We start from the raw sequence: 23041 nt of genomic DNA on the forward strand, positions 1-23041 counted from the left end.
CCATGAACAAACATCTTATTTCCACCGCGTTGGCCGGCCTGGCGCTGGCACTGCAGGCCGGCGCCGCCTCGGCGGCCGCCACCCCCGCCGAAGCGGCCAAGCTGAAGTCCGAACTGACGCCCCTCGGCGCCGAAAAGGCCGGGAACAAGGAGGGTACCATTCCCGCCTGGACCGGCGGCTATACCACCGCCATCCCCGGCGACAAGGCCGGCGGCCGCCGTGGCGATCCGTTCAAGGACGAGAAGCCGCTGTACTCAGTCACCGCGCAGAACATGGAAAAATACGCGGAGCAGTTGACCGACGGCGTCAAGGCGCTGCTGAAAAAGTATCCGGAATACCGGCTCGACGTCTACCCGACCCACCGCACCGCCGCCGCGCCGCAGTACGTCTACGATAACACTTTCAAGAACGCCACGCGCGGGAAGATCGTCAACGAGGTGCCCGCCGACGTGGTCGGCGGTATTCCGTTCCCGCTGCCGAAAACCGGCGAGGAGGTGATGTGGAACCACATGCTGCGCTGGCGCGGCAGCGCCTTCCAGACGCATTACGCGCAGCATCAGATCACTGCCGCCGGCAAGGACGTGGTGGTCTCGGAAGGGGTGATCGACGCGCAGATTCCTTATTACTACCCCGAGGCGACGGTGGAGAGCTTCGCCAAGGCGCCGGAGACTTACCTGATCCGCCTGATCAACAGCGGGCCGCCGATCCGCGCCGGCGAGGCGATCATGGGCCGCGATCAGATCGATCTGGCCAAGACGCAGTCGTGGGTGTACCTGACCGGCCAGCGCCGCGTGCGCAAGCTGCCCAACCCGTGCTGCGATACGCCGTCTCCCGTCACCGGCGGTTTGATGAGCTTTGACGAGATCCAGACCTGGTCCGGACGGCTCGACCGCTTCGATTTCAAGATCGTCGGCAAGAAGGAGATGCTGATACCGTACAACGGCAACAAGCTGCTGCAGCCGAAGACCGACGCGGAGGTGATTTCCAAGATCGGCGTCAATCCCGCCTTCCAGCGCTGGGAGCTGCACCGCACCTGGGTGGTGGACGCCACGCTGCGCAGCGGCCAGCGGCACCCGGCCGCGAAGAGCCGCTACTACTGCGACGAAGATACCTGGGCGTGCGTGTTGGGGGACCGCTGGGACGCCAACGGCCAGCTGTGGAAGACGTTGTGGTCGGCCACCTTTGTCGCCCCGGACCTGCCGGGCACCGTGATCGGCTCGTTCGGCTTCAACGATCTGCTGTCGGGAACCGCCTATGTCGGCGATCTGTATAACAGCAAGAGCGCCCACTACGTGCTCAAACCTCGTTACCCGGACAGCGTCTTCACGCCGGAATCGATGGCCGGGGACAGTGTGCGATGAAGTTCCGACGTTCCATCAAGCTGGCGGGAGCCTTCGCGCTGACGGCGGTGTGTTGCGGTTACTGCGCCGCCGCCGATGTAGCCGGTATGGCCGGTGCGTCGGCCGCGGCCGGCGCGGCGCCGGTGCGCAGCGCGCTGGAACGCGCGGCTCCGGTGTCGGTGGCGCCCGAACGGGCGTTGATGCTGGGCGCGGCGCAGGCCGGCCAACGCCTGGTGGCGGTGGGTGAGCGCGGTATCGCGCTGTGGTCCGACGACGCCGGCGTCCACTGGCGCCAGGCCGCCGTGCCGGTCGCGGTGACGCTGACGGCGGTGCGACTGGTCGATGCGCGGCGCGGCTACGCGGTCGGCCACAGCGGCGTGGTGCTGCGCACCGCCGATGGCGGCCAGACCTGGACCAAATGCCTGGACGGCAGCATGGCCGCCGGCATCGCGCTGGCCGCCGCCGAGGCGAGCGGCGACGCCCGCGCCCTGGCAGAAGCGCAGCGGCTCAAGGCCGACGGCGCCGACAAGCCCTTGTTCGACCTGCATTTCTACGACGCGGATCACGGGCTCGTGGTGGGCGCGTACAACCTGGCGTTCCGCACCGCCGACGGCGGCCGCACCTGGCAAAGCCTGATGGCCGGCACGGACAATCCGAAGGCGATGCATCTGTACGCGCTGCGGGCCCACGGCGACACCTTGCTGGTGGCCGGCGAACAAGGGCTGGCATTGCGCTCGGATGACCGTGGCCGCAGCTTCCGCAAGCTGGCGACGCCCTACAACGGCAGCTTCTTCACCGCCGAATTCCTTGATGCCGAAGGTCGCGACATGATGCTTGCCGGCCTGCGGGGCAATGTCTGGCGCAGCCGCGACGGCGGCGGCAGTTGGACCCAATGGGCCACACCGCTGCCGGTGTCGATCACCGGCTCGGCGCTCATGGCGGTTCCGTCTACCACGTCGGCGCCTGACCTGGTGCTGGTCAACCAGGCCGGCCAGATCCTGCGCAGCGACGGAGAAACATTCAAATTGCGGGCCGGCGCGCCACTTGCGCCGCTGGCCGGAGTACTGCCGCTCAAGGATGGCGCAATGCTGGCACTGAGTTTCGCCGGCCCGGTGCGCATCGCCGCCAACGGAGGCACAAAATGATCTCCTCCAACCGTCCAAATACCGACGACAAGGCCGGCCTGCTGGAACGCCTGCTCTTCACGCATCGCTTGTGGGTGCTGCTGATCTGCGCCGTCATCACCGCCTTGCTGGGTTGGCAAACCACACGCTTGCAGCTGAACGCCAGTTTCGAGAAGACCATCCCGGCGCAGCATCCCTACGTGCGCAACTATCTCGCCTGGCAGGGCGAGCTCACGGGCCTGGGCAACGCGGTGCGTATCGCCGTCGCCAATCCGGCCGGCGACATCTATCAAACCAAGTACCTCGACACCTTGCGTCGGTTGAGCGATGAGGCGTTCCTGGTGCCCGGCGTGAACCGGGTACAGATGAAATCCCTGTGGACGCCGTCGACGCGCTGGGTCGGCGTCACCGAAGATGGCCTCGAAGGCGGCCCGGTGATCCCCGAGGGCTACGACGGTGGCGCCGCCAGTCTCGCGCAGCTGAAAATGAACGTTGCACGTTCCGGCGAAATCGGCCAGTTGGTCGCCGCCGACGGCCGCTCCACAGTCATCTATCTGCCGCTGTTGCAGGAGGCCGACGGCCAGCCGCTGGACTACGGCATGCTGTCGGAGCGCCTGGAATCCTTGCGCCATAAGTATGAGACGCAGGGCGTCACCGTCCATATCACCGGCTTCGCCAAGATCTCGGGCGACCTGATCGCCGGCGTGCGCGCCATGCTGGGCTTCTTCGTCGCGGCGGTGCTGATCGCCATGGCGGCCGTCTACTGGAGCACCCGCTGCGTGCGTTCCACCCTGTTGGTGGTCGGCGCCTCGCTGATCGCGGTGCTTTGGCAGCTCGGCATGTTGCCGATGCTGGGCTACTCGCTCGATCCCTACTCGATCCTGGTGCCGTTCCTGGTGTTCGCCATCGGCATGAGCCACGGCGCGCAGAAAATGAACGGCATCATGCAGGACATCGGACGTGGCGTCACACCTTTGGAGGCCGCGCGCCTGACCTTCCGCCGCCTGTTCCTGGCCGGCCTGACCGCGCTGCTGGCGGACGCCGTCGGCTTCGCAGTGCTGCTGATCATCGACATCCAGGCCATCCGCGAACTGGCGGCCGCCGCCAGCCTGGGCGTGGCGGTGTTGATCGTGACGAATCTGATCCTGCTGCCCATCCTCCTGAGCTACACGGGTGTCAGCGCCAAGGCGGCGCAGCGTAGCCTGCAAGCCGACCGCAAGGCGGAAGCGGCGTCCAGCGGGCACAATCCGCAGGGCCGTCCGACCGGCATCGCGGGTATGCTGGACCGCTTCACGCAGCGGCGCTGGGCGACGGTGGCGGTGGTTGTCGCGGTCGTCCTGGGAGCGGGCGGCTTCTTGGCCAGCCAGCACCTGGCCATCGGCGACCTCGATCCGGGCGCGCCGGAGCTGCGCGCCGGCAGCCGTTACAACCGCGACGCCGCATTCATGAACAGCAGCTACGGCGCGGCGGGCGACGTGCTGGCGGTGATGGTCACCACGCCGGAAGGCGGCTGCTCGCGCTACGATACCCTCAACAAGGTCGACGCGCTGGAATGGCGCCTGCGCCAGCTGCCGGGCGTGGACAACACCAACACGCTGGCCCTGCTGAACCGCCGCGTGCTGGTCGGCCTGAACGAGGGCAATCCGAAATGGTACGAGCTGTTGTCCAACCAGGACATGCTCAACACCGTCACCGCCGGAGCGCCGCGTGGGCTGTACAACGACGCCTGCAGCCTGCTGACGGTGTACGCCTACCTGCGCGACCACAAGGCCGAAACGCTGGCGGCTGTGGTCGCCAGCGTCGAGGAATTCGCCCGCGCCAACGACACCGCCGACACCAGGTTCCTGCTCGCCGCCGGCTCGGCCGGGATCGAGGCCGCGACCAATATCGTGGTGCGCGACGCCTGGCGCAAGATGCTGGCACTGGTCTACTGCGCGGTGGCGGTGCTGTGCTTCGTCACGTTCCGCTCATGGCGCGCGGTGCTGGTGGCGGTGCTGCCGCTGATGCTCACCTCCGTGTTGGCCGAAGCGCTGATGGTCGGCCTGGGCATGGGCGTCAAGGTCGCCACCTTGCCCGTGATCGCGCTGGGCGTCGGCATCGGCGTCGACTACGCGCTGTACATCCTCAGCGTGACCCTGGCGCGCATGCGTGCCGGCGCCACGCTGTCGCAGGCCTATCACCAGGCGCTGCTCTTCACCGGCAAGGTCGTCATGCTGACCGGGATCACGCTGGCCGCCGGCGTGATCACCTGGGTCGCCAGCCCGATCAAGTTCCAGGCCGATATGGGGCTGCTGCTGGCCTTCATGTTCCTCTGGAATATGCTCGGCGCGTTGATCCTGCTGCCGGCGCTGGCGCACTTCCTGTTGCGTCCTTCGCGGCCCGCGTCCGCGCTGGCCGCGACGTCGTCCACCCGTCCGGCCAGGGCCGAGGCGGATATTTCATCCACCCTGACATAAAGTTGATCATCATGTTCCGTTATTTCCCTACCAACTACGTCTGGAATCTGTCCGTCGATCTGTCGATCGAAATGGGCGCAAAAATCGGCGAGATCGAGGAGATGTGCGCGCCGTTGCAGGAAGCGGCCAGCCAACCCGATGCCGCCGGCACCGCCGCCTTCCGCGAAACCTGGCAGCGCATGGCCGACAAGCTTTGCGGCCTGGCCGAGGATGACGTGGCGCGCGGCCGCAAGATCTCGGCCGGCGACAAGTATCTGCGCGCGGCCAACTACCTGCTGACCTGCGAGCGGCTGCAGGCGCACGGCGCGCCCGGACGTGTCGAGCTGTATCAACGTTTCCTCGACGTGTTCGAGCGCGGCGCGCGCCTGTCCGGCGCCCCCTGCGAGCAGGTGCGCATCCCTTACGGCGACACTTTCCTCAGCGGCCTGTATGTGCCGGCCGAGGGCGTCGATGGCCCGGCGCCGCTGCTGGTGCAGGTCAACGGCCTCGATTCGACCAAGGAAATGAAGTATCTGGTCGGCCTGCCGGCGTGGCTGGCCAAGCGCGGCGTCGCTTCGCTGCTGGTGGATCAGCCGGGCACCGGCGACGCGTTGCGCCTGCGCGGGCTGACCGCGCGCTACGACAGCGAGCACTGGGCCAGCCGGGTTGTCGACTGGCTGGAGACGCGCGCCGACGTCGATGCCACGCGCATCGGCATGGAGGGCGTGTCGCTGGGCGGTTACTACTGCCCGCGCGCTGTCGCCTTCGAGCCGCGTTTCGCCTGCGGCGTGGTGTGGGGCGCGAATCACGACTGGCGCGACGTGCAGAAGCGCCGCATGGCGAAAGAAGGCAACCTGCCGGTGCCGCACTACTGGGCGCACGTGCGCTGGGTATGGGGCGCCAGGGACAACGACGATTTCATGCGCATCGCCGAGGACGTGCATCTGGACGGCATCCTTGACCGCATCAAGGTGCCGTTCCTGGTCACGCACGGCGAGAAGGACAGCCAGATTCCGCTGCACTGGGCCGAGCGCACCTACGAACAGCTCGTCAACAGCCCGCGCCGCGAGTTGAAGATCTTTACCGACCGCGAAGGCGGCGTGCAGCACTCCAGCTTTGACAATTCCGCCAACGCCGGCGCGTACATCGCCGACTGGGTGGCCGAAACACTGGGCGGCCGCACCGCCCCAACCAACTAACAAGGAAACCACGATGAAGATCATCGGACCCGATGCGCTGCTGTTTGGCGTCGACGACATGGCCGCATGCACGCAATACCTGACCGACTACGGCCTGGAGCCGGTCGGCGGCAACCGTTTCGAGGCGCTGGACGGCACCGCGGTGGTACTGGCCCACAAGGACGATGCCGGCCTGCCTGCGCCCATGCCCACCGCGACCATGCTGCGCAAGACCGTTTACGGTGTCGCCGACCAGGCCACGCTGGATCAAATCGCCGACGAGGTGGGCCGCGACCGCGAAGTGCGCAAGCTCGCCGACGGCTCGCTGGAGACAGAGGACAACGCCGGCTTCACGCTGGGCTTCCAGATCACCGTGCGCCGCCCCATCGCGCTGGCAGCGGAAACCGTCAACGCCCCCGGTGCGCCGGCGCAGCGCGGCGCCAACCGCATCGCCTTCGACATCAACGCCCAGCCGCGTCCGCGTTCGCTGTCGCACGTGGTGTATTTCGTGCCGGACGCCGACGCGGCCGAGGCGTTTTATACGCGCCTGGGCTTCGTGTGCACCGACCGCTTCACCGGCGTCGGGCCATTCCTGCGTCCGGGCGGCAGCGAGGACCACCACACGCTGTTCATGATCCAGACCCCGCCGTTCATGAAAGGGTGTGAGCACTTCACTTTCCACATGGGCGGCCCGACCGAGGTGATGCTGGCCGGGACGCGCTTCGTCGAAAAGGGTTACCAGTCGTTCTGGGGACCTGGGCGTCACCTGTTCGGTTCCAACTGGTTCTGGTACTTCAACAGCCCATTGGGCTGCCACGTGGAGTACGACGCCGACATGGACTTGCACGACGACGAGTGGACCGCGCGCGTGGCGCCGATGGGGGCCGACGCATCGCAGCTGTTCCTGTTCCAGCATCGCGAGAAGTGGGCCCCGAGCGGTCCGCCGCCGAAGCCATGACCGCCCGCACGCTGCTGTGCCGCGCCGACGAACTGCCGGACGGCGCGAGCAAAGGTTTTCCGCGCTGGGGCGTGTTCGTTGTTCGTGTGCGCGGCGGCGTGCACGCATACCGCGACGCCTGTCCGCACTACGGCGACACGCCGCTGGCGTGGCGCAGCGACGCTTACCTGAACGCCGATGGCACCCGCATCGTTTGCGCCGCGCACGGCGCGCAATTCGAGCCATCGACCGGTTTGTGCACGTTGGGACCGTGTCTGGGACAGGGTTTGACGCCGGCGCCGGTGACGGTCGCGCTCAACGGCGACCTGTGGTTGGAACATCGGTTGGACAAAATATAAACTAGGAGATAAGAACATGAATGCATTGAACAAGGCCCTGATTGTCGGGGGCGGGTTTTCCGGCATGGCGGCGGCGATCGAATTGCGCAAGCGCGGCGTCGAAGTGGACCTGGTCGAGATCGACCCCCAATGGCGCTCCTACGGCGCCGGGATCAGCCTGGGCGGAGCCACATTGCGCGCCTTCGGGGTGTTGGGGATTCTGGAGCGCTTCCTGGAACGCGGTTACGCTGCCGATGGCGTCGACCTGTACGCGCCGCATGGAGCACACCTTGCGCAACTGCCGACGCCGCGCATCGCTGGCGACAACGTCCCCGGCGGCGCCGCCATCATGCGGCCGGTGCTAGCCAAGCTGATGGCGGAGGCGACGCTGGAGGCGGGCGTGAATGTGCGCCTGGGCTGCAGCTTCACATCGCTGGCACAGGACGACGACGGTGTCGATGTCGAACTGACCGATGGCGGCAAGCACCGCTACGACGTGGTGATCGGGGCCGACGGCCTGTATTCCAGAATGCGCGCGCTGCTGTTCCCGGAGGCGCCGAAGCCACGCTATTCGGGGCAGGGCGTGTGGCGCGCGGTGCTGCCGCGTCCCGCCGATCTGGTGCGGCCGGCGATGTGGCTGGGACCAAAAATCAAGACCGGTGTCAATCCGGTGTCCGAGACCGAGCTGTATCTGTTCGTCACCGAGGACCGCGAAACCAATTGCCACATCCCGCTTGACCAGCAGCCGGAGATGCTGCGCGCCCTGCTGGCGCCATTCCCGGCGCCGCTGATGCAGCAGCTTCGCGATCAGATAGGCCCACATTCGCAGGTGATCTACCGTCCGCTGGAGAGCCTTCTGTTGCCGCATCCATGGTATCGCGGCCGCGTGGTGCTAATCGGCGATGCGGTGCACGCCACTACCCCGCACCTGGCTTCCGGCGCCTGCATCGGTATCGAGGATGGACTGGTGGTGGCCGAGGAGCTGGGCCGCTCCGCCAGTGTCGACGAGGCCCTGCGCCGCTTCCAGGAGCGCCGTTATGAGCGCTGCCGCATGGTGGTGGACAACTCGGACCGCCTCGGCGTGATTGAGATCAGCGGCGGGGACAAGCAGGAACACGCCGCCATCATGCGCGCCTCGATGATGGCGCTGGCCGAACCGATCTGATCGCACCGAACAATAAAAATGGAGACCGCATCATGATCAAGACCGATAGTTTCACGGGCCGCTGCGTCCTGATGGTGGCGCATTGCGCCGGCATGCTGGACCTGGTGGCGCTGCCGGTGTGGGTGGGCACGCTGATTTCAAAGTATGGGCTCGATCCGCAGCAGGCCGGCGGCCTGGCCACGCTCTTCCTGGTGGGCGCTGTCCTCAGTAGCCTGTTTTTCGCCCCGCGCCTGCCGCGCTATAACGGCCGCGTGGCGGCGACCTGCGGGTTCGGCCTGGCGGTGCTGTCGTTCCTGGCGTTGTCGATGACGCGCGACTACACCACTATGATGGCGCTGCACGCGCTGGCCGGCGCGTCGGCCGGCTGCGCCTTGAGCTTCACCCACGGCACCATCGGCCGCAGCGCCGATCCGCACCGGCTGTTCGCGCTGGTGGGCATCGCCATCGGCTTCTTCGCGCTGGCGTTTTTTGCCGTCGCGCCGCAACTGGTGGCCGCTTTCGGCGGCGGCGCGCTGTTCCAGCTGTTCGCCGCCATCATGGCGGTGGCCACGCTGGCGACGGCGGCCGGGTTCCCGCAACCGGCGCCGTCCGACAAGGCGCCCGGCATCGCGCCTACGGCGGGACGGCTCGACCCTGCCGTGTGGTACGTGGTGTTCGGCGTCGGCTGCCTGGCGCTGGTGCAGTCGATGACCTTCAGTTTCGTCGAGCGCATCGGCATTGACCGTGGTTTTGGTTTCGCCGCCGTCTCGGGCGTGTTGATCGCGCTGGGCATGGTTAATCTGGTGCCGGCGCCGCTGGCGGTGCTGCTGCAACGCCGCCTGCCGGGACATCGGGTGATGCTGGCCGGTCCGATCATCCAGGCGGCGATCGTGTTGACGATCACCCAGAGCTCGACCTTTCCGCCGTACGCGTTGGCCACCGCGGTGCTGGTCAGCGTGCTGATTTTCACCCATACCTTCGCCTTCGGCGCCATCGCGGCGCTCGATCCGAGCGGCCGGGCGGCGGCGGCCACGCCGGCGACCTTGATGACCGGTGCCGCCATCGGGCCGCTGCTGGGAGGCACGCTGGTTAAAAGCGCCGGTTACGGCAGCATCGGCATCGCGGCCGTCGTGCTGGCGGTGTTGGCGGTGCTTAGCTTCCGCCGCGCGCAGTCGCGTCCCGTTCTTGTTCCATCCCTGTGAGGTTTCGCATGAAAAACAAACGTTCGTATCGCTTCGTCGATTTGTCGATTTACCTGGAAAACGACGTGCTGTCCGATCCGCCGCCGCTGGCGCCGAAGATCACCTATCAAACCCACGCCGACACGCTGCCCGAGTTCATGGCGATGCTGCCGGGGACCAAGGCGGAAGATTATCCGGAGGGGGAGGCCGCTGCCGCCGAATGGGTCACCTTGACCACCCATAACGGCACCCACCTCGACGCGCCTTATCACTTCCATTCGACGATGGACGCCAGCCTGGGAGAGCGCAAGCCGTCGATCACCATCGACGAAGTGCCGCTGGAATGGTGCTTCCAGACCGGCGTCAAGCTCGATTTCCGTCACTTCGCCGACGGCTATGTGGCCACCGCCGCCGACGTCGAGACGGAGCTGAAACGCATAGGCTACGAGCTGCAACCGCTCGACATCGTGGTCGTCAACACCCGCGCCGGCTCGCGCTATGGCCATGCCGACTATCTCGGCGCCGGCTGCGGCATGGGTTACGAGGCGACCATGTACCTGCTCGAGCGCGGCGTGCGCCTGACCGGCACCGATGCCTGGAGCTGGGACGCGCCGTTCTCGTACACCGCCAGGAAGATCGCGGAGACCGGCGACGTGTCGCTGATCTGGGAAGGTCACAAGGCCGGCCGCGATATCGGCTACTGTCATCTGGAGAAGCTGCACAACCTGGAGGCGCTGCCGTCGCACGGCTTCACCATCAGCTGCTTCCCGCACAAGATCCGCCGCGCCTCTGCCGGTTGGACCCGCGCCGTGGCGATCTTCGACGACGCCGAGGTGGCCGCATGAGCCTTCCTGCCATCCATCGCGTGGTCACCGGCCACGACGCGCAGGGTCGCGCGGTGGTCGCTTTCAACGGTCCGCTACCCACCGTGATCGAGATCGCGGCCATTCCCGGAACGGTGTTCCACGAGGTGTGGAGCACCGGCGATACTCCGGCGACGCTCGATAACGGTCCCGATCCGACCCTCGCGCCCCTGATGCTGCCACCGCCGCGTCATGGCACGCGCGTGCGTTTCGTCGATATTCCGCCCGATACGGAGGAATTCCTGGCGCACGGCGCGGACAAGATGCACAAGGCGTTCACGCAGGCCGGCGACGCCGGGGCATCCACCGTCGCCGAGGATTCGCCGCATCCGCTGATGCACCGCACCGAGTCGATCGACTACGGCGTGGTGATCGAAGGCGAATTGACATTGATACTGGACCGGGGCGAAGTACGCCTCGGCGCCGGCAGCGTCGTGGTGCAGCGTGGTACCAATCACGCCTGGGCCAATCGCTCGGACCGGGTCTGCCGCATGCTGTTCGTGCTCGTAGGAGGACGCTACGCGCCCGAAATCGAAGCCGGCGCCGCCGGTGGCCGCTCATCAACATAGGATCAATATGAAATTTGCCACCCTTACCACCGGCCATTCGGACGGCCGGCTTCTACTGGTGTCGCGCGACCTGAAAACGGCGGTCGATGCCGGTTCCATCGCGCCGACGTTGCTGGCCGCGCTGGAGCAATGGGACCGCGTCAAGGCGCCGCTGGAACAGCTGTATGAAGCGCTCAACGCCGGCCGCGCGCAGGCCAGCTTCGCCTTCGCGCCGCAGCGCTGCGGGGCGCCGCTGCCGCGCGCACCGCAATGGCTGGACGCCTCGGCGTTCCTCAACCACGGACGCTTGATGGAACAAGCCTTCAACACCACGCCGATACCGGACTTCGACACCATTCCGGTGATGTACCAGGGCGCCAGCGACGATCTGCTCGGCCCCCATGTGGACATCGCCCTGCCCAGCGAAGCGGACGGCATCGACTTCGAGGGCGAATTCGGCGTCGTGGTCGGCGCGGTGCCGCTGGGCGCGACGCCGCAAGAGGCGCTCGACGCCGTGCGGCTGGTGGTGCAGATCAACGACTGGAGCCTGCGCGCGCTCGGACCACGCGAGATGCGCACCGGTTTCGGCTTCCTGCAGGCCAAGCCGTCGACCAGCTTCGCGCCGGTGGCCGTGACGCCCGATGAACTGGGCGACGCGTGGCGGGAGGGGCGCGTGCACCTGTCGCTGGAGGTCCAGCACAACGGCAAGCGCTTCGGCGAACCGCACGGACGCGAAATGCAGTTCAGCTTTGGGCAGCTGGTGGCCCACGCGGCGCGCTCGCGCCGCCTGAGCGCGGGCACCATCGTCGGCTCGGGTACGGTTTCGAATGTCGACCGTGCCGCCGGCTCGGCCTGCATCGCCGAACGCCGGGTGATCGAGATCATCGACGCCGGCTTCGCCAGTACGCCGTTCATGAAATTCGGCGACCGCGTACGCATGCAGGCGCGCGACGACGATGGCGCCGACGGTCCGTTCGGCGTGATCGACCAGCGCGTGGTGCAGTCCGCGCACGCCGGTTGAACCAGTCATTCAGGAGAACATATGCTGAAGTTGATGATCGTCGGCCGCCGCCGTGGCGGCATGACCTTGCGGCAGTGCCATAGCTATATGCGCGACGTGCACGGCGCCGCCGTGGTGCGTTTCATCGGCGGGCAGCCGCATCTGGCACCGCGCCGGTATATTCAGAATCACGTGTTCGACGGCTGCTTCCGGGCCCCCGACGGCGGCGCCGACACCTTTGCCGGCGCGCGGGACTTCGTCACCCAGGTCTGGTTCGACGATCCGGAGCAGGCGGCGGCCGCGATGTCCGCGCCGTTCTACCGCGAGATCCTGCAACCGGACGAGGATCGATTCGTCGACCAGGCCAGCGTGGTCAAGCTGCCGGTGGCGGAACGGGAAGTCCTTGGTCGCGGCGGTCGCGATGGCGCCAGCAAGGTGTTTGTGATGCTGCGCGCGGCTCCGGGTGTGATGCTGGATGATCTGGCCGCGGCCAGCGCACCGGTGTGGCGAAGGTTACTGGAGGAAGAGAGTCTGGGAATCGAATGCGTCGTTCGCAACCAGGTGTTGGCGCGTCCCGGCGTGCCGGCGCCCTCGGTCGACCTGGTGGATGAAGCCTGGCTGTCGAACGACGATGCGGCCCTCGGCCTGGGCGAGCGTTGGCTGGCACTAGCGGCCGACGAACATCTGGCGGCCATGCTGGCGCCGGGATCGGTCGTCGTGCTGGCGGCGCGGCAGCACGTACTGTTCGCCGGAGCGGCCGCATGAACGTCGTGGTCACCGGCGGCGGCGGCTTTGTCGGCCGGGCGCTTGTGCGGCGGCTGATGGAGGATGGCATCGGGGGCCGCGCCGTCACCGCTTTGACGTCGATAGACATGCGTTTCGACGGCGCCGCGACAGATCCGCGTGTGCGCCAGTTGCAAGGGAACGTGGCCGACACCGCGCTGCTGGCGCAAGCCTGCGCGCAGCCGGTCGATGTACTTTTCCATCTGGCCAGCGTGCCGGGTGGGGCGGCGGAGCAGGATTTCGCCCTTGGCCTGTCGGTCAACCTGCACGCGACGATGGCGCTGCTGGAGTGCTGCCGTGTCCAGGCCCAAGGCCAAGGGCGGGGCCGGCCGCCGGTGCTGGTCTATTCGAGCAGCATCGCCGTGTACGGCGCGCCGCTGCCGGAGCATATCGACGACGACACGCCGATGCGGCCACACCTGAGTTACGGCGCCCACAAACTCGCCTGCGAGGTGCTGGTCCAGGATTACAGCCGGCGCGGCTGGCTGGATGGGCGCATCCTGCGCCTGCCGGGCATCGTCGCGCGTCCGCCCGAGCCATCCGGCCTGCTGTCGGCCTTCATGAGCGACATCTTCTGGCGTCTCAAGGATGGTGAACGCTTCACGTGTCCGGTGTCGGCCCAGGCGGTCGCCTGGTGGATGTCGGTGGGGTGCTGCGTCGACAACCTGCTGCACGCGGCGGCCATGGCGCCAGCGCAAGCGGCCGGGCGCCGCGACTATACCTTGCCGGTGCTGCGGCTGACCATCGCGGAAGTGGTGGACGGCCTGGCCATGGAATTCGGCGACGATCGCCGCGCGCTGGTCGACTATCGGCCGGACGAACGGCTGGAGCAGGGCTTCGGCCGCCAGCCGCCGCTCGATGCGTCGGCCGCCGAGCGGGCCGGCTTCCACCACGACGGCGATCTGCGGCGTTTGATCGTCAACGCCGTGGCGGCGGGAGGACCATTCTGAAATCGCCATGCTCGCGGTATCGGGCACACCGTAGCCTTTGATTTAGAAAGTCCGCTAAGATATCGGCATTTTGTTTATTCAGGAGTCGATATGCACCGCCACACCGTCCCCGCAGCCGCCTTCTTGCTGGTTTTTACCGCCTTCGGTTGCAGCGCCAGCGAATCGGCCAATGGCAGTTTCACCGCCACCAAGAGCTGCGAGGCGTTTTCCTCCTTCGCCAAACAGAGCAACCCGGGTGCGCAGAAAGTCGTGCCGGGGACCGAATACACGGTCCGCGAAATCAACAAGGTCGATTACGACTGGATCAGGGTCGAGGTGCCGGGCGCGCAGCCATCGCTGCGCTGGGTGCGCAAGGAGTGCGGCACGCCGGAGTTGAGCGATAAGCCGAGCAAGGCCCAGCGCGGTCGCGAAATCGCCGCCGCCGGAGGTTCGTGCAACATCGCCAACCAGCAGGATAGCTATTTGCTGGCGATCACCTGGCAACCGGGTTTTTGCGAACACGTCAAGTACAACGGCAAGAAGCCGGAGTGCGACGCCATGAACGGTGGCACGCTGCAGGCGAAGAACCTGAACCTGCACGGCCTGTGGCCGAACAAGAAGGAGTGCGGCAACAACTACGGCAGCTGCAAGGGCGAGCAGTTCTCTCTGAAGCTGGAGACCATCGACAAGATCGCGCCGTGGATGCCGAACTTCTTCTACGAGCGCACCTTCGGCGCCTACGAATGGAACAAGCACGGCAAATGCCAGTCGCTGTCGCCGGACGACTATTTCATCAAGGCCGTATCGGCGGTGCGGGTTGTGAACGATTCTGAAGTGGGCAAGATCGTGTTGGGCAGCGTGGGCAAGTCGTTCCGCGTCAACGATTTCTTCGCGCGGGTCAAGGCCAGCTACGGCGCCCAGGTGGCGGACAGCATCACGCTGATTTGTACGCAGCGTAAATACCTGCAGGAGATCCGCATGTCGCTGCCGCTCGAATTCAGCACCGACGGGGAGTTGAAGCAAATGGTGGGCAACGCCGCGCCCGCGCGTACGCGCGCGGTGGGCTGTGGCGACGAGGTGTATGTGGAGGGCGCCGGCCGGGATTGACCGGCCGCCTGGTCGGCCTCAGTCGATCGTGACGGCGCGCGCCTTCTTGCGCTCCGCCTTGCACTTGTACATGGCATCGTCGGCGAAGGCGATCAAGTCGTCGGCGGTGCCGGCCGACTGCGGATACACGGCCACGCCGATGCTGGCGGCGGCCAGCAATGCATGGCCGTCTATCTCATAGGGCATCGCCAGGCGTTGCGAAAGCTTGTCGACGACGCCGGCCGCGTCGTCCTCGCCGCTGGCAACCAGCACCACCGCGAACTCGTCGCCCCCCAGCCGTGCCGCCATGTCGGATTTTCGCAGTTCCGAGCGCAGACGGTTGGCGGCGTCTTTCAACAGCTCGTCGCCGGCGCCGTGGCCGTAGGTGTCGTTGATGAATTTGAAGTTGTCCAGATCCAGGTACAGCACCGCCATCGGCTCCTGATTGCGCTCGCTGAGATTGAGCTGGCGGGCGAGGAATTCGGTGAACATGGCGCGGTTGGCCAGGCCGGTCAGCGGGTCGTGCGTGGCCTGGTGCTTGGCCAGCGCGTGCATCTTCGACGCCTTGACCAGCGCCTGTCCCACTTCGTTCGCCTCGCGCAGGCCGTAGGTGGCCGGCTCGATGCTGTCGCCGGCACCGAGGGCGAGCGCCGGCGCCACCAGGTCGCGGATCGAGCGGCTGATGCGGTTGCCGATGTGCCAGGCGAAGAGCAAGCCGCCGCCCAGCAGGAGGATGGTCGACAGCACCAGCGTCCACAGTTTGGCAAGCAGTTGGGAGTTCAACACCTCGATGGGAATGCCGATGGCCACCGTCCACTGCGAATTGGGGGCCTTGGCCAGCACGGCCAGGATAGGCTTGCCGTCGAGCGTTCTGGTCTCGAAAACGCCCTCCGGCAGTTCCTGCAGCCGTTCCAGCACCTCGGGAATCGCGCTCTGTCCGACGTAGCGCTGCATGTCGCTCGTGCGCGCCACCACCGTGCCTTTGTTATCGAGGATGGTGGTGATCCAGTGCTCGGGATACTGCTGCTGTTTGAGGATGGCGCCGAAGCGCTCGACCGTCACCACGGCGCTCAGCGCGTGGAAGCCGCTGGTCTTTCTGGTGACGGGGATGCCGACCGAGACGATGTAGCGTTTGGAGATGGGCCCCATGAACACCCGCGAAATGGCGGTGGCATCGTTGTTCTGCATGTAGGTCAACAGGTGGTCCATGCTTGCGCTGGGCAGCGCGCTGCCGTAGGGCCGGAAGGTGTTGACCAGTTGCTGCCCGGTGCCGTCTTCCAGCACGATGTTGAAAATGTCCTGGCTGGCGCAGATCGCGCGCGCCTGGCCGTAGAACTGTTTGAGGTCGTCGCCGATCAGGCTGGGGGAGGTGGCGAGCGCCTTGAGCGTCGATTCGATGACGGCGAATTCCTTGTCGATCGCCATCGCGTTGGCGTGGGCGGTCGTCATCGCGCTGCGGATAAACGCCGCGCGCGCGAGCTCGTAGTCGGAGGCGATCATCTTTACCACCATCAGCGACGCTGGGACGACGCAGGCCACCACCAGCCAGATTAGTCTCGTTCGAATGGAGGGCGCGTGAGCTCGTTTCATGATTAATCCTACCTCGCTATATTTATTCTTGATGAGGCGCGATACCCCTTTTTTCGTAATATTACAACAAGGAAAGTGCATCCGTAACCCAGTCTATCCCTTTGTTTTTATTTTCTGTACGAAAATGTTTGGGTGGCCGATATGGTCGTGTGATGACTTGAGATTTATCGTCTATCATGTTGACGAGTCTCAATCAAAATCCATATTTCGGAGCCCCAATGCAACTCATCAGCTGTACGGAAGAACGCCACGCCGCAGCCATCCTCGCCATCTTCAACGACGCGATCGCCAACTCGACCGCGCTGTACGAGTATCATCCGCGCACGATGGAAACGATGAGGAACTGGTTCGCGGCCAAGCGCGCGGGCGGCTATCCGGTCATCGGGCTGGAGGACGGGGCGGGCGAGTTGCTGGGATTCGCCAGCTACGGCGCGTTTCGCGGCTTTCCGGCCAATAAATACTCGGTCGAGCACTCGATCTATGTGCGTGGCGACCAGCGCGGCAAGGGGCTGGGACGCACTTTGCTAAGCGCCATCATCGACGCCGCGCGGCAGGCCGACCTGCACATCCTGGTCGGCGGCATCGACGCGGCCAACGCGGCCAGCATCGCCTTGCACGAGCAGTTGGGATTCGTGCACGCGGGCACTATTCGTCATGCCGCCTTCAAGTTCGAGCGCTGGCTGGATCTGGCGTTTTACCAGCTCATGCTCGCCACGCCGGCGCATCCGGTGGACGGCTGACACCAGGACGACTCGACACCGACCCGCGCACGATGGCATGATCGTCTTGCAATTCCGCAGGCGCAGACCTATACTGCGCCGGTAGTCAGCTTCTGGTATCTGCAAATGATCGTTTGCAGATTTAAATGGGAAGCCGGTGCGTCGTTCCGCTGGAACGGCAATGCCGGCGCTGCCCCCGCAACGGTAAGCGAGGTTAAGGATTTGTACGATGCCACTGTGCGATTGCATGGGAAGGCGCAAATCCAGGTGTGTCCGGATGGACGCCCACTCGCCAGCCCGGAAACCAGCCAGTAGCGGTAAACACGTTTGTATTGCGGAGGGCGATACGGGTGGAGAACTGCCAAGGCTCGATCCGCGCATCTTCGTTCCGGTCCTCCCTGGCGCCGCATTCGTCTCTCCCCTGGTCCATCTTCCGATACGAGCTTTTCGACCCCGTGGTCGTCGCTGCTTTTCGGAGAAACCAATATGTCCATCAACACTATCCACGCCGGCCAGGCCCATGCCCCCGTGCATGCCCGTCCCGTCGCACTGAAAGACAAGCTGATGGCGGCCTTGATGGCCGCGAGCCTGGGCGCGGTGCTGTTGTTCGGCGCGGGGTTCGCGTCGATGGAAGCGCTGCATAACGCCGCCCACGACAGCCGCCATTCGGCGGGCTTCCCGTGTCATTGAGCCGCGCAGGGGCCGGCGCGGGCGCCGGCATGTTCAATCGCATGGTGCGAACCGCTGCGGCGGCCGGCCTGCTGGCCGGTTTGCTGCTGACCGGCGTGCAGCACCTGCAGGTGACGCGCATCATCGCGCAGGCCGAGGTGCTGGAATCGGCGGGCGGGGCGGAGCCGGTGGCGCATATGCACGCCGACGGCGCGCGGCATGTGCACGACGTGTCGCAGGAAGTGTCGCACGAAGCCCCGCACGAACATGGTGGCTGGCAGCCGGAGGACGGCGTCGAGCGCACGCTGTACACCGCGCTGGCCGACGTCAGCATGGCCGTCGGTTATGGCCTGCTGCTGGCCGCCGCCATCGGGTTGCGCGGACGGCCGGTCGACTGGCGTTCCGGCCTGTTGTGGGGCGCCGCCGGTTACGCGGTGTTCTTTCTGGCGCCGTCGGTCGGATTGCCGCCGGAGCTGCCCGGCACCGCCGCCGCGCCGGTGGCCGTCCGCCAGGGCTGGTGGATCGCGACCGCGATGTCGACCGCCACCGCGTTGGCGATGCTGGCCTTCGGCCGTCATTGGGCGCTGAAGCTGGCGGCCGTCGCGTTGCTGGTGGTGCCGCATCTGGTCGGCGCGCCTCAGCCGCTGGTCCATGCCAGCGTCGCACCGGAACATTTGCAGCGTTCCTTTGTCTACGCCACGGCGCTCGCCAATGGCGTGTTCTGGCTGGTGCTGGGCGCGCTGACCGGCTTCTTCCACAAGCGCTTCGCCGATCGATGAGAACCCACCACCGTCACTTATTCATGTGCGTCGGTCCGCGTTGCGCTCCCGTCGAGGGACGCGCGCAGGCCGTGTTCGAGCGCATGGGCGAAATGATCGACGCCCATCCGGAGCTTGCCGTCAAGCGCACGCGCACCCATTGCATGGTGGCGTGCCGCTACGAGGGACCGGTGATGGTGGTCTATCCCGAAGGCGTGTGGTACCAGCGGGTGAACGAGGCCAATGCGGAACGCATCGTCAACGAGCACTTGATCGGCGGGCGCGAAGTCGGCGACCTGATATTCCATCGCCTTGGTGAAGGCGATACCTGCGCACCGGAACCCAAAGATGATTGAAACAGCAGCCGGCCCGGCGCACGTAGCACTGCTGACGCATGCGTCCAACGATCTGACGGTATTGCACCAGGCGCAGGCGCAGCTGCCTTCGGGCTTCGCTGGCGTGGCGGGAGTCAACCTGCAGTCGCTCGATGCCGATACCTCGATGGCGGCGTTGTTGGCGGGGGATTTGCGCGCGGCGCGGGTGATCATCGTGCGCGTGTTGGGCCGACTTGGCGGCGTTCCCGGATTTACGGAACTGGTGGATCACGCGCGCCGCCATGGCCGGCATTTGATCGTCGTCAGCGGAACCGGTGAGCCAGATCCCGAGCTGGCCGCTGTGTCGGCGGTATCGGCGGACGTGCTGCAGATGACATTGAAGTACTTCCAGGCCGGAGGCAGCGCCAATCTGGCGCAGCTGCTGCGCTATCTGTCCGACCACCTGCTGTTGACCGGCTTCGGTTTCGAGCCCGCGCATCCGCTGCCGGAACACGGCATTTATCATCCCGACCTGGCGCCCGGAGCCGGCCTGGCGGATTGGCTGGCGCTGCGCGATTCGGCGCGTCCAAGCGCGGGCATCGTGTTTTATCGCGCCCACTGGATGAGCGGGAACACGCGCTTCATCGACGCCATGCTGGCCGCGCTGGAAGCGCGCGGCATGAACGTGCTGCCGGTGTTTACGTCGTCGCTGCGCGCAGGCGCCGGCGATGGCGGCAGCTTGCCCAGCGCGCTGCGCTATCTCGCCGATGCGTCGGGAGTGCATATCGATGTGCTGATTAATACCACCTCGTTCGCGATGGGCGAGATCACGCCGGGCGGCCCGACGCCGGCTGGATGGTCGGTCGGCGTGCTGGAGGCGCTCGACGTTCCGGTGCTGCAGGCCATCGCCAGCGGCATGACCCTGGAACAATGGAGCCAGTCGGCGCGCGGCCTCAACCCGCTCGATACGGCGATGAACGTGGTGCTGCCGGAATTCGACGGCCGCATCATCACGGTGCCGCTATCGTTCAAGGCGCGCGCGGCCGGCTTGCCGAACGAGGCGGTCGAGTACGACCCGCTGCCGGACCGGGTGGCACGCATCGCCGGCATCGCCTCACGTTTCGCGCGTCTTAAGCGCTTGCCCAACGCCGAGAAACGCGTGGCTTTCATGTTCACCAATTCGAGCAGCAAGGCTTCGCAGATCGGCAACGCGGTCGGGTTGGATGCGCCGGCGTCGCTGATTCGCATCCTGGAAGCGATGCGGGCCGACGGCTACGATGCGGGTCAACCCACGGGTGACGGCACGGCGTTGATTCATGACCTGATAGCGCGCTGTTCCTACGACAATATCTATGTGACCGCCGAGCAGTTGCGGCATGCCGCCGGCCGGGTGCCGGCGGCGCTGTATGCGCAATGGTTCGCGGAGCTACCGGAGTCGTTGCGGGACAAGATGACCGCGCAGTGGGGAGAGGCCCCTGGCGAAGCCTATGTCCATGATGGCCATCTGTCGTTGGCGGGAATCGAGATGGGCAATGTCTTCGTGGCCTTGCAGCCGCCGCGCGGCTATGGCATGGACCCGGATGCGATCTATCATCAGCCGGACCTGCCGCCGACGCATCACTACTACGCGCTGTATCGCTGGCTGCGGAACGAGTGGCGCGCCGACGCCATCGTCCACGTCGGCAAGCATGGCACGATGGAGTGGTTGCCGGGGAAGGGTGTCGGCTTGTCCCAGGAGTGCTTCCCCGATGCGTTGCTGGGCGACGTGCCGCTGTTTTATCCGTTCATCATCAACGATCCGGGCGAGGGCTCGCAGGCGAAGCGGCGCGGCCACGCGGTCGTCGTCGATCACCTGACGCCGCCGATGACCACCGCCGACACATACGGCGCGCTGGCCCAACTGACGCAACTGGTCGACGAATACTATCAGGTCGAGGTGCTGGACCCCGCCAAGCTGCCGTTGTTGCAGCAGCAGATCTGGGAGCTGGTCAAGCAGACCAATCTGAATTCCGATTTGCAGATGCGGCTACTGCATCATGACCATGACCACGGCCATGGCCATGCGCACCACCATCATGATCACGACCACCATCACGACCATGATCATGACCACGATCATGGCGGCGGTCCACCGGCGGCGCTGGCGGCGATGGGCGGCTCCGATGTGGCCCACCTGATCGAGGACCTTGACGGTTATCTATGCGAACTGGGTTCGGCGCAGATACGCGACGGCCTGCATATACTGGGCCGCTGCCCCGACGACGAACAGATGCCGGACATGCTGGTGTCGCTTACGCGGTTGCCGAACCTCGACATCCCCGGTCTGCAATCCGAGGTGGCGCGGTTGTTCGGGCTGACCATGGAAATGCTGCTGGACCAGCAGGCGCGCCGTTTGAATGTCGTGCCGGCGCTGGCGCGGCTGGCCGGCCGCGCCGTCGTTTCGCGTGCCAATGCGCTGGACGCTGTGGATGTCTTGTGCCTGCGTCTGTACGAAGAACTGGGCGTCCGGCGCTACGATCCGGCGCATATCGATGCGGCAATCGACAGGGTGTTCGGTGCCCTCGATACGGCGGCCGCCACGACGCCTTTGCTGCAGCCTGCCTTGCGTGCCAAAGCCAATGTCCTGTCGCAGATGGGGAAGCCGCGCGCCAAACCGGCGGAGCCGCGCCAGCCGCCGCCTTCAACCGCCGTCGCAAGCGGTCCTGCGCGCTTCGATGCCATTCGCCGCATCCTTGGTTTTGCCTGCCGCGAGCTTGTGCCGAACCTGGTCCGCGCGACGGACGAAATCGATAATTTGTTGAATGGGCTGTCGGGCCGCTACGTGCCGGCCGGCCCCAGCGGGTCGCCGACGCGCGGCATGGCGCAGATTCTGCCGACCGGCCGCAATTTCTATTCGGTCGATCCGCGCAGTGTACCGTCGCAGTCGGCGTGGCGTGTCGGCCAGCAGCTCGCGCGCGAAGTGCTGGAACGGTATCAGCGCGAGAGCGGCGATTATCCGGAGAGCGTCGCCATCAGCATCTGGGGCACCAGCGCGATGCGCACCCACGGCGACGATGTCGCGCAAATCCTGGCACTGCTGGGCGTGCGGCCGGTATGGCGCGCGGAGAGCCGCCAGGTCAGCGGCGTGGAGATCATTCCGCTGGAAGAGCTGAAACGCCCGCGTATCGACGTCACCACCCGCATCAGCGGCTTTTTCCGCGACGCCTTCCCGCAATTGATCGACCTGATCGACGACGCCGTCAACCAGGTCATCGCGCTGGACGAACCGCCCACGCACAACTTCGTGCGCAAGCACTATCTGGCCGAGCTGGCGGACTGGCTTGGGCAGGGTGTCGATCAGGATGAAGCCGCGCGTCGCGCCGGGTATCGCATCTTCGGCGCCAAACCGGGCGCCTATGGCGCCGGCGTGCTGCCGTTGATCCAGCACCGCAACTGGGAGGCGGATGCCGATTTCGCCGAAGCCTATGTCAACTGGGGCGGCTACGCCTACGCGCGCGGCATGCAGGGCGCCGACCAGCGCGACGCCTTTCGCATGCGCCTGAGCGGCGTGCAGATCGCGCTGCACAACCAGGACAACCGCGAACACGATATTTTCGACAGCGACGATTACCTGCAATTCCATGGCGGGATGATCGCCACCATCCGCGCTCTGAGCGGCCAGCAGCCGCGCCACTATTTCGGCGACAGCCACGATCCATCGCGCGCACAGGTGCGGGACTTGAAGGAGGAAACGCTGCGCGTATTCCGTTCCCGCGTGGTCAATCCAAAATGGCTCGCCAGCATACAGAGGCACGGCTACAAGGGCGGGCTGGAGCTGACCGCGACAGTCGACTATTTGTTCGGCTACGACGCCACCGCCCAGGTCATGGACGACTGGATGTACGAGGACGTGGCGCAATCCTATGCCTTCGATCCGGCGATGCGGCAGTTCCTGCAGGACGCCAATCCCTGGGCGCAGAACGCCATCGCGGAACGTTTGCTGGAGGCGGCCAGCCGGGGCATGTGGGCCGAGCCGCGCCCGGAGACGCTGGACCAATTGCGCGAACTGTATCTGCGCAGCGAAGAACTACTTGAGGAACGCGGCGAGACCCCGCGTCATGGATAG

At 66.0% G+C, this 23041-nt stretch carries 20 protein-coding genes and 1 riboswitch; of the genes, 19 read left to right on the plus strand and 1 reads right to left on the minus strand.

Translation table 11 applies throughout. The features are described 5' to 3' along the window. Nucleotides 1–2 precede the first annotated feature (2 nt). From AC07P1_RS10085 to AC07P1_RS10150, 14 genes are all read left to right on the plus strand, one after another. Nucleotides 3–1361: a DUF1329 domain-containing protein gene (locus AC07P1_RS10085; RefSeq protein WP_494695663.1), complete on the plus strand. Its 1359-nt coding sequence runs from the start codon at nt 3–5 to the stop codon at nt 1359–1361. Next, nucleotides 1358–2485 carry a WD40/YVTN/BNR-like repeat-containing protein gene (locus AC07P1_RS10090; RefSeq protein WP_494695664.1) on the plus strand — a complete coding sequence of 376 codons (1128 nt, stop codon included), beginning with the start codon at nt 1358–1360 and terminating at the stop codon, nt 2483–2485. Before AC07P1_RS10085 ends, AC07P1_RS10090 begins: the two co-directional genes overlap by 4 nt. After that, nucleotides 2482–4920 (plus strand): efflux RND transporter permease subunit, encoded by a 2439-nt coding sequence (locus tag AC07P1_RS10095; RefSeq protein WP_494695665.1) that lies wholly within the window; start codon nt 2482–2484, stop codon nt 4918–4920. The genes AC07P1_RS10090 and AC07P1_RS10095 overlap by 4 nt, the downstream gene beginning before the upstream one ends. Nucleotides 4921–4931: 11 nt before the next feature. After that, nucleotides 4932–6098 carry an alpha/beta hydrolase family protein gene (locus AC07P1_RS10100; protein ID WP_494695666.1) on the plus strand — a complete coding sequence of 389 codons (1167 nt, stop codon included), beginning with the start codon at nt 4932–4934 and terminating at the stop codon, nt 6096–6098. 13 nt (nt 6099–6111) lie between these two features. Continuing rightward, nucleotides 6112–7035 (plus strand): VOC family protein, encoded by a 924-nt coding sequence (locus tag AC07P1_RS10105; protein ID WP_494695667.1) that lies wholly within the window; start codon nt 6112–6114, stop codon nt 7033–7035. After that, entirely contained in the window at nt 7032–7373 is a 342-nt protein-coding gene (locus AC07P1_RS10110) for a Rieske (2Fe-2S) protein (RefSeq protein WP_494695668.1), read from the plus strand. The genes AC07P1_RS10105 and AC07P1_RS10110 overlap by 4 nt, the downstream gene beginning before the upstream one ends. A gap of 16 nt (nt 7374–7389) precedes the next feature. Continuing rightward, nucleotides 7390–8517 (plus strand): FAD-dependent oxidoreductase, encoded by a 1128-nt coding sequence (locus tag AC07P1_RS10115; RefSeq protein ID WP_494695669.1) that lies wholly within the window; start codon nt 7390–7392, stop codon nt 8515–8517. 32 nt (nt 8518–8549) lie between these two features. Beyond that, nucleotides 8550–9698, plus strand: a complete 1149-nt coding sequence (locus AC07P1_RS10120; RefSeq protein WP_494695670.1) for an MFS transporter — start codon at nt 8550–8552, stop codon at nt 9696–9698. A gap of 8 nt (nt 9699–9706) precedes the next feature. Next, nucleotides 9707–10522 (plus strand): cyclase family protein, encoded by an 816-nt coding sequence (locus AC07P1_RS10125; RefSeq protein WP_494695671.1) that lies wholly within the window; start codon nt 9707–9709, stop codon nt 10520–10522. Beyond that, complete coding sequence (locus AC07P1_RS10130) at nt 10519–11109, plus strand: cupin domain-containing protein (RefSeq protein WP_494695672.1); 591 nt, start codon at nt 10519–10521, stop codon at nt 11107–11109. The genes AC07P1_RS10125 and AC07P1_RS10130 overlap by 4 nt, the downstream gene beginning before the upstream one ends. 7 nt (nt 11110–11116) lie before the next feature. Then, nucleotides 11117–12109, plus strand: a complete 993-nt coding sequence (locus tag AC07P1_RS10135; protein ID WP_494695673.1) for a fumarylacetoacetate hydrolase family protein — start codon at nt 11117–11119, stop codon at nt 12107–12109. A gap of 21 nt (nt 12110–12130) precedes the next feature. Beyond that, nucleotides 12131–12853, plus strand: a complete 723-nt coding sequence (locus AC07P1_RS10140; protein ID WP_494695674.1) for an EthD domain-containing protein — start codon at nt 12131–12133, stop codon at nt 12851–12853. Continuing rightward, entirely contained in the window at nt 12850–13821 is a 972-nt protein-coding gene (locus AC07P1_RS10145; protein ID WP_494695675.1) for an NAD-dependent epimerase/dehydratase family protein, read from the plus strand. Before AC07P1_RS10140 ends, AC07P1_RS10145 begins: the two co-directional genes overlap by 4 nt. A gap of 90 nt (nt 13822–13911) precedes the next feature. Continuing rightward, nucleotides 13912–14907 carry a ribonuclease T2 family protein gene (locus AC07P1_RS10150; RefSeq protein WP_494695676.1) on the plus strand — a complete coding sequence of 332 codons (996 nt, stop codon included), beginning with the start codon at nt 13912–13914 and terminating at the stop codon, nt 14905–14907. Between the two features lie 18 nt (nt 14908–14925). On the opposite strand, the gene AC07P1_RS10155 is transcribed toward AC07P1_RS10150, so the two are convergent. Further along, nucleotides 14926–16476, minus strand: coding sequence for a cache domain-containing protein (locus AC07P1_RS10155; RefSeq protein WP_494695677.1), 1551 nt, complete (start codon nt 16474–16476; stop codon nt 14926–14928). Between the two features lie 218 nt (nt 16477–16694). On the opposite strand from AC07P1_RS10155, the gene AC07P1_RS10160 reads away from it, so the two are divergent. From AC07P1_RS10160 to AC07P1_RS10180, 5 genes are all read left to right on the plus strand, one after another. After that, on the plus strand, nt 16695–17216 hold the full coding sequence (locus AC07P1_RS10160) for a GNAT family N-acetyltransferase (protein WP_494695678.1): 522 nt from the start codon (nt 16695–16697) through the stop codon (nt 17214–17216). A gap of 76 nt (nt 17217–17292) precedes the next feature. Beyond that, a riboswitch (cobalamin riboswitch) is annotated at nt 17293–17522 on the plus strand. Nucleotides 17523–17681: 159 nt separating this feature from the next. After that, the gene (locus AC07P1_RS10165; RefSeq protein WP_494695679.1) at nt 17682–17885 is read left to right on the plus strand and encodes a CbtB domain-containing protein; all 204 of its coding nucleotides are present in this window, start codon (nt 17682–17684) and stop codon (nt 17883–17885) included. A 29-nt stretch (nt 17886–17914) separates the two neighbouring features. Beyond that, nucleotides 17915–18643 (plus strand): CbtA family protein, encoded by a 729-nt coding sequence (locus tag AC07P1_RS10170; protein WP_494695680.1) that lies wholly within the window; start codon nt 17915–17917, stop codon nt 18641–18643. Then, nucleotides 18640–18978 (plus strand): (2Fe-2S) ferredoxin domain-containing protein, encoded by a 339-nt coding sequence (locus AC07P1_RS10175; RefSeq protein ID WP_494695681.1) that lies wholly within the window; start codon nt 18640–18642, stop codon nt 18976–18978. Before AC07P1_RS10170 ends, AC07P1_RS10175 begins: the two co-directional genes overlap by 4 nt. Then, nucleotides 18971–23041 carry a cobaltochelatase subunit CobN gene (locus AC07P1_RS10180; RefSeq protein WP_494695682.1) on the plus strand — a complete coding sequence of 1357 codons (4071 nt, stop codon included), beginning with the start codon at nt 18971–18973 and terminating at the stop codon, nt 23039–23041. The genes AC07P1_RS10175 and AC07P1_RS10180 overlap by 8 nt, the downstream gene beginning before the upstream one ends.

The organism is Duganella sp. GW821-FHT07F09, assembly GCF_059418705.1.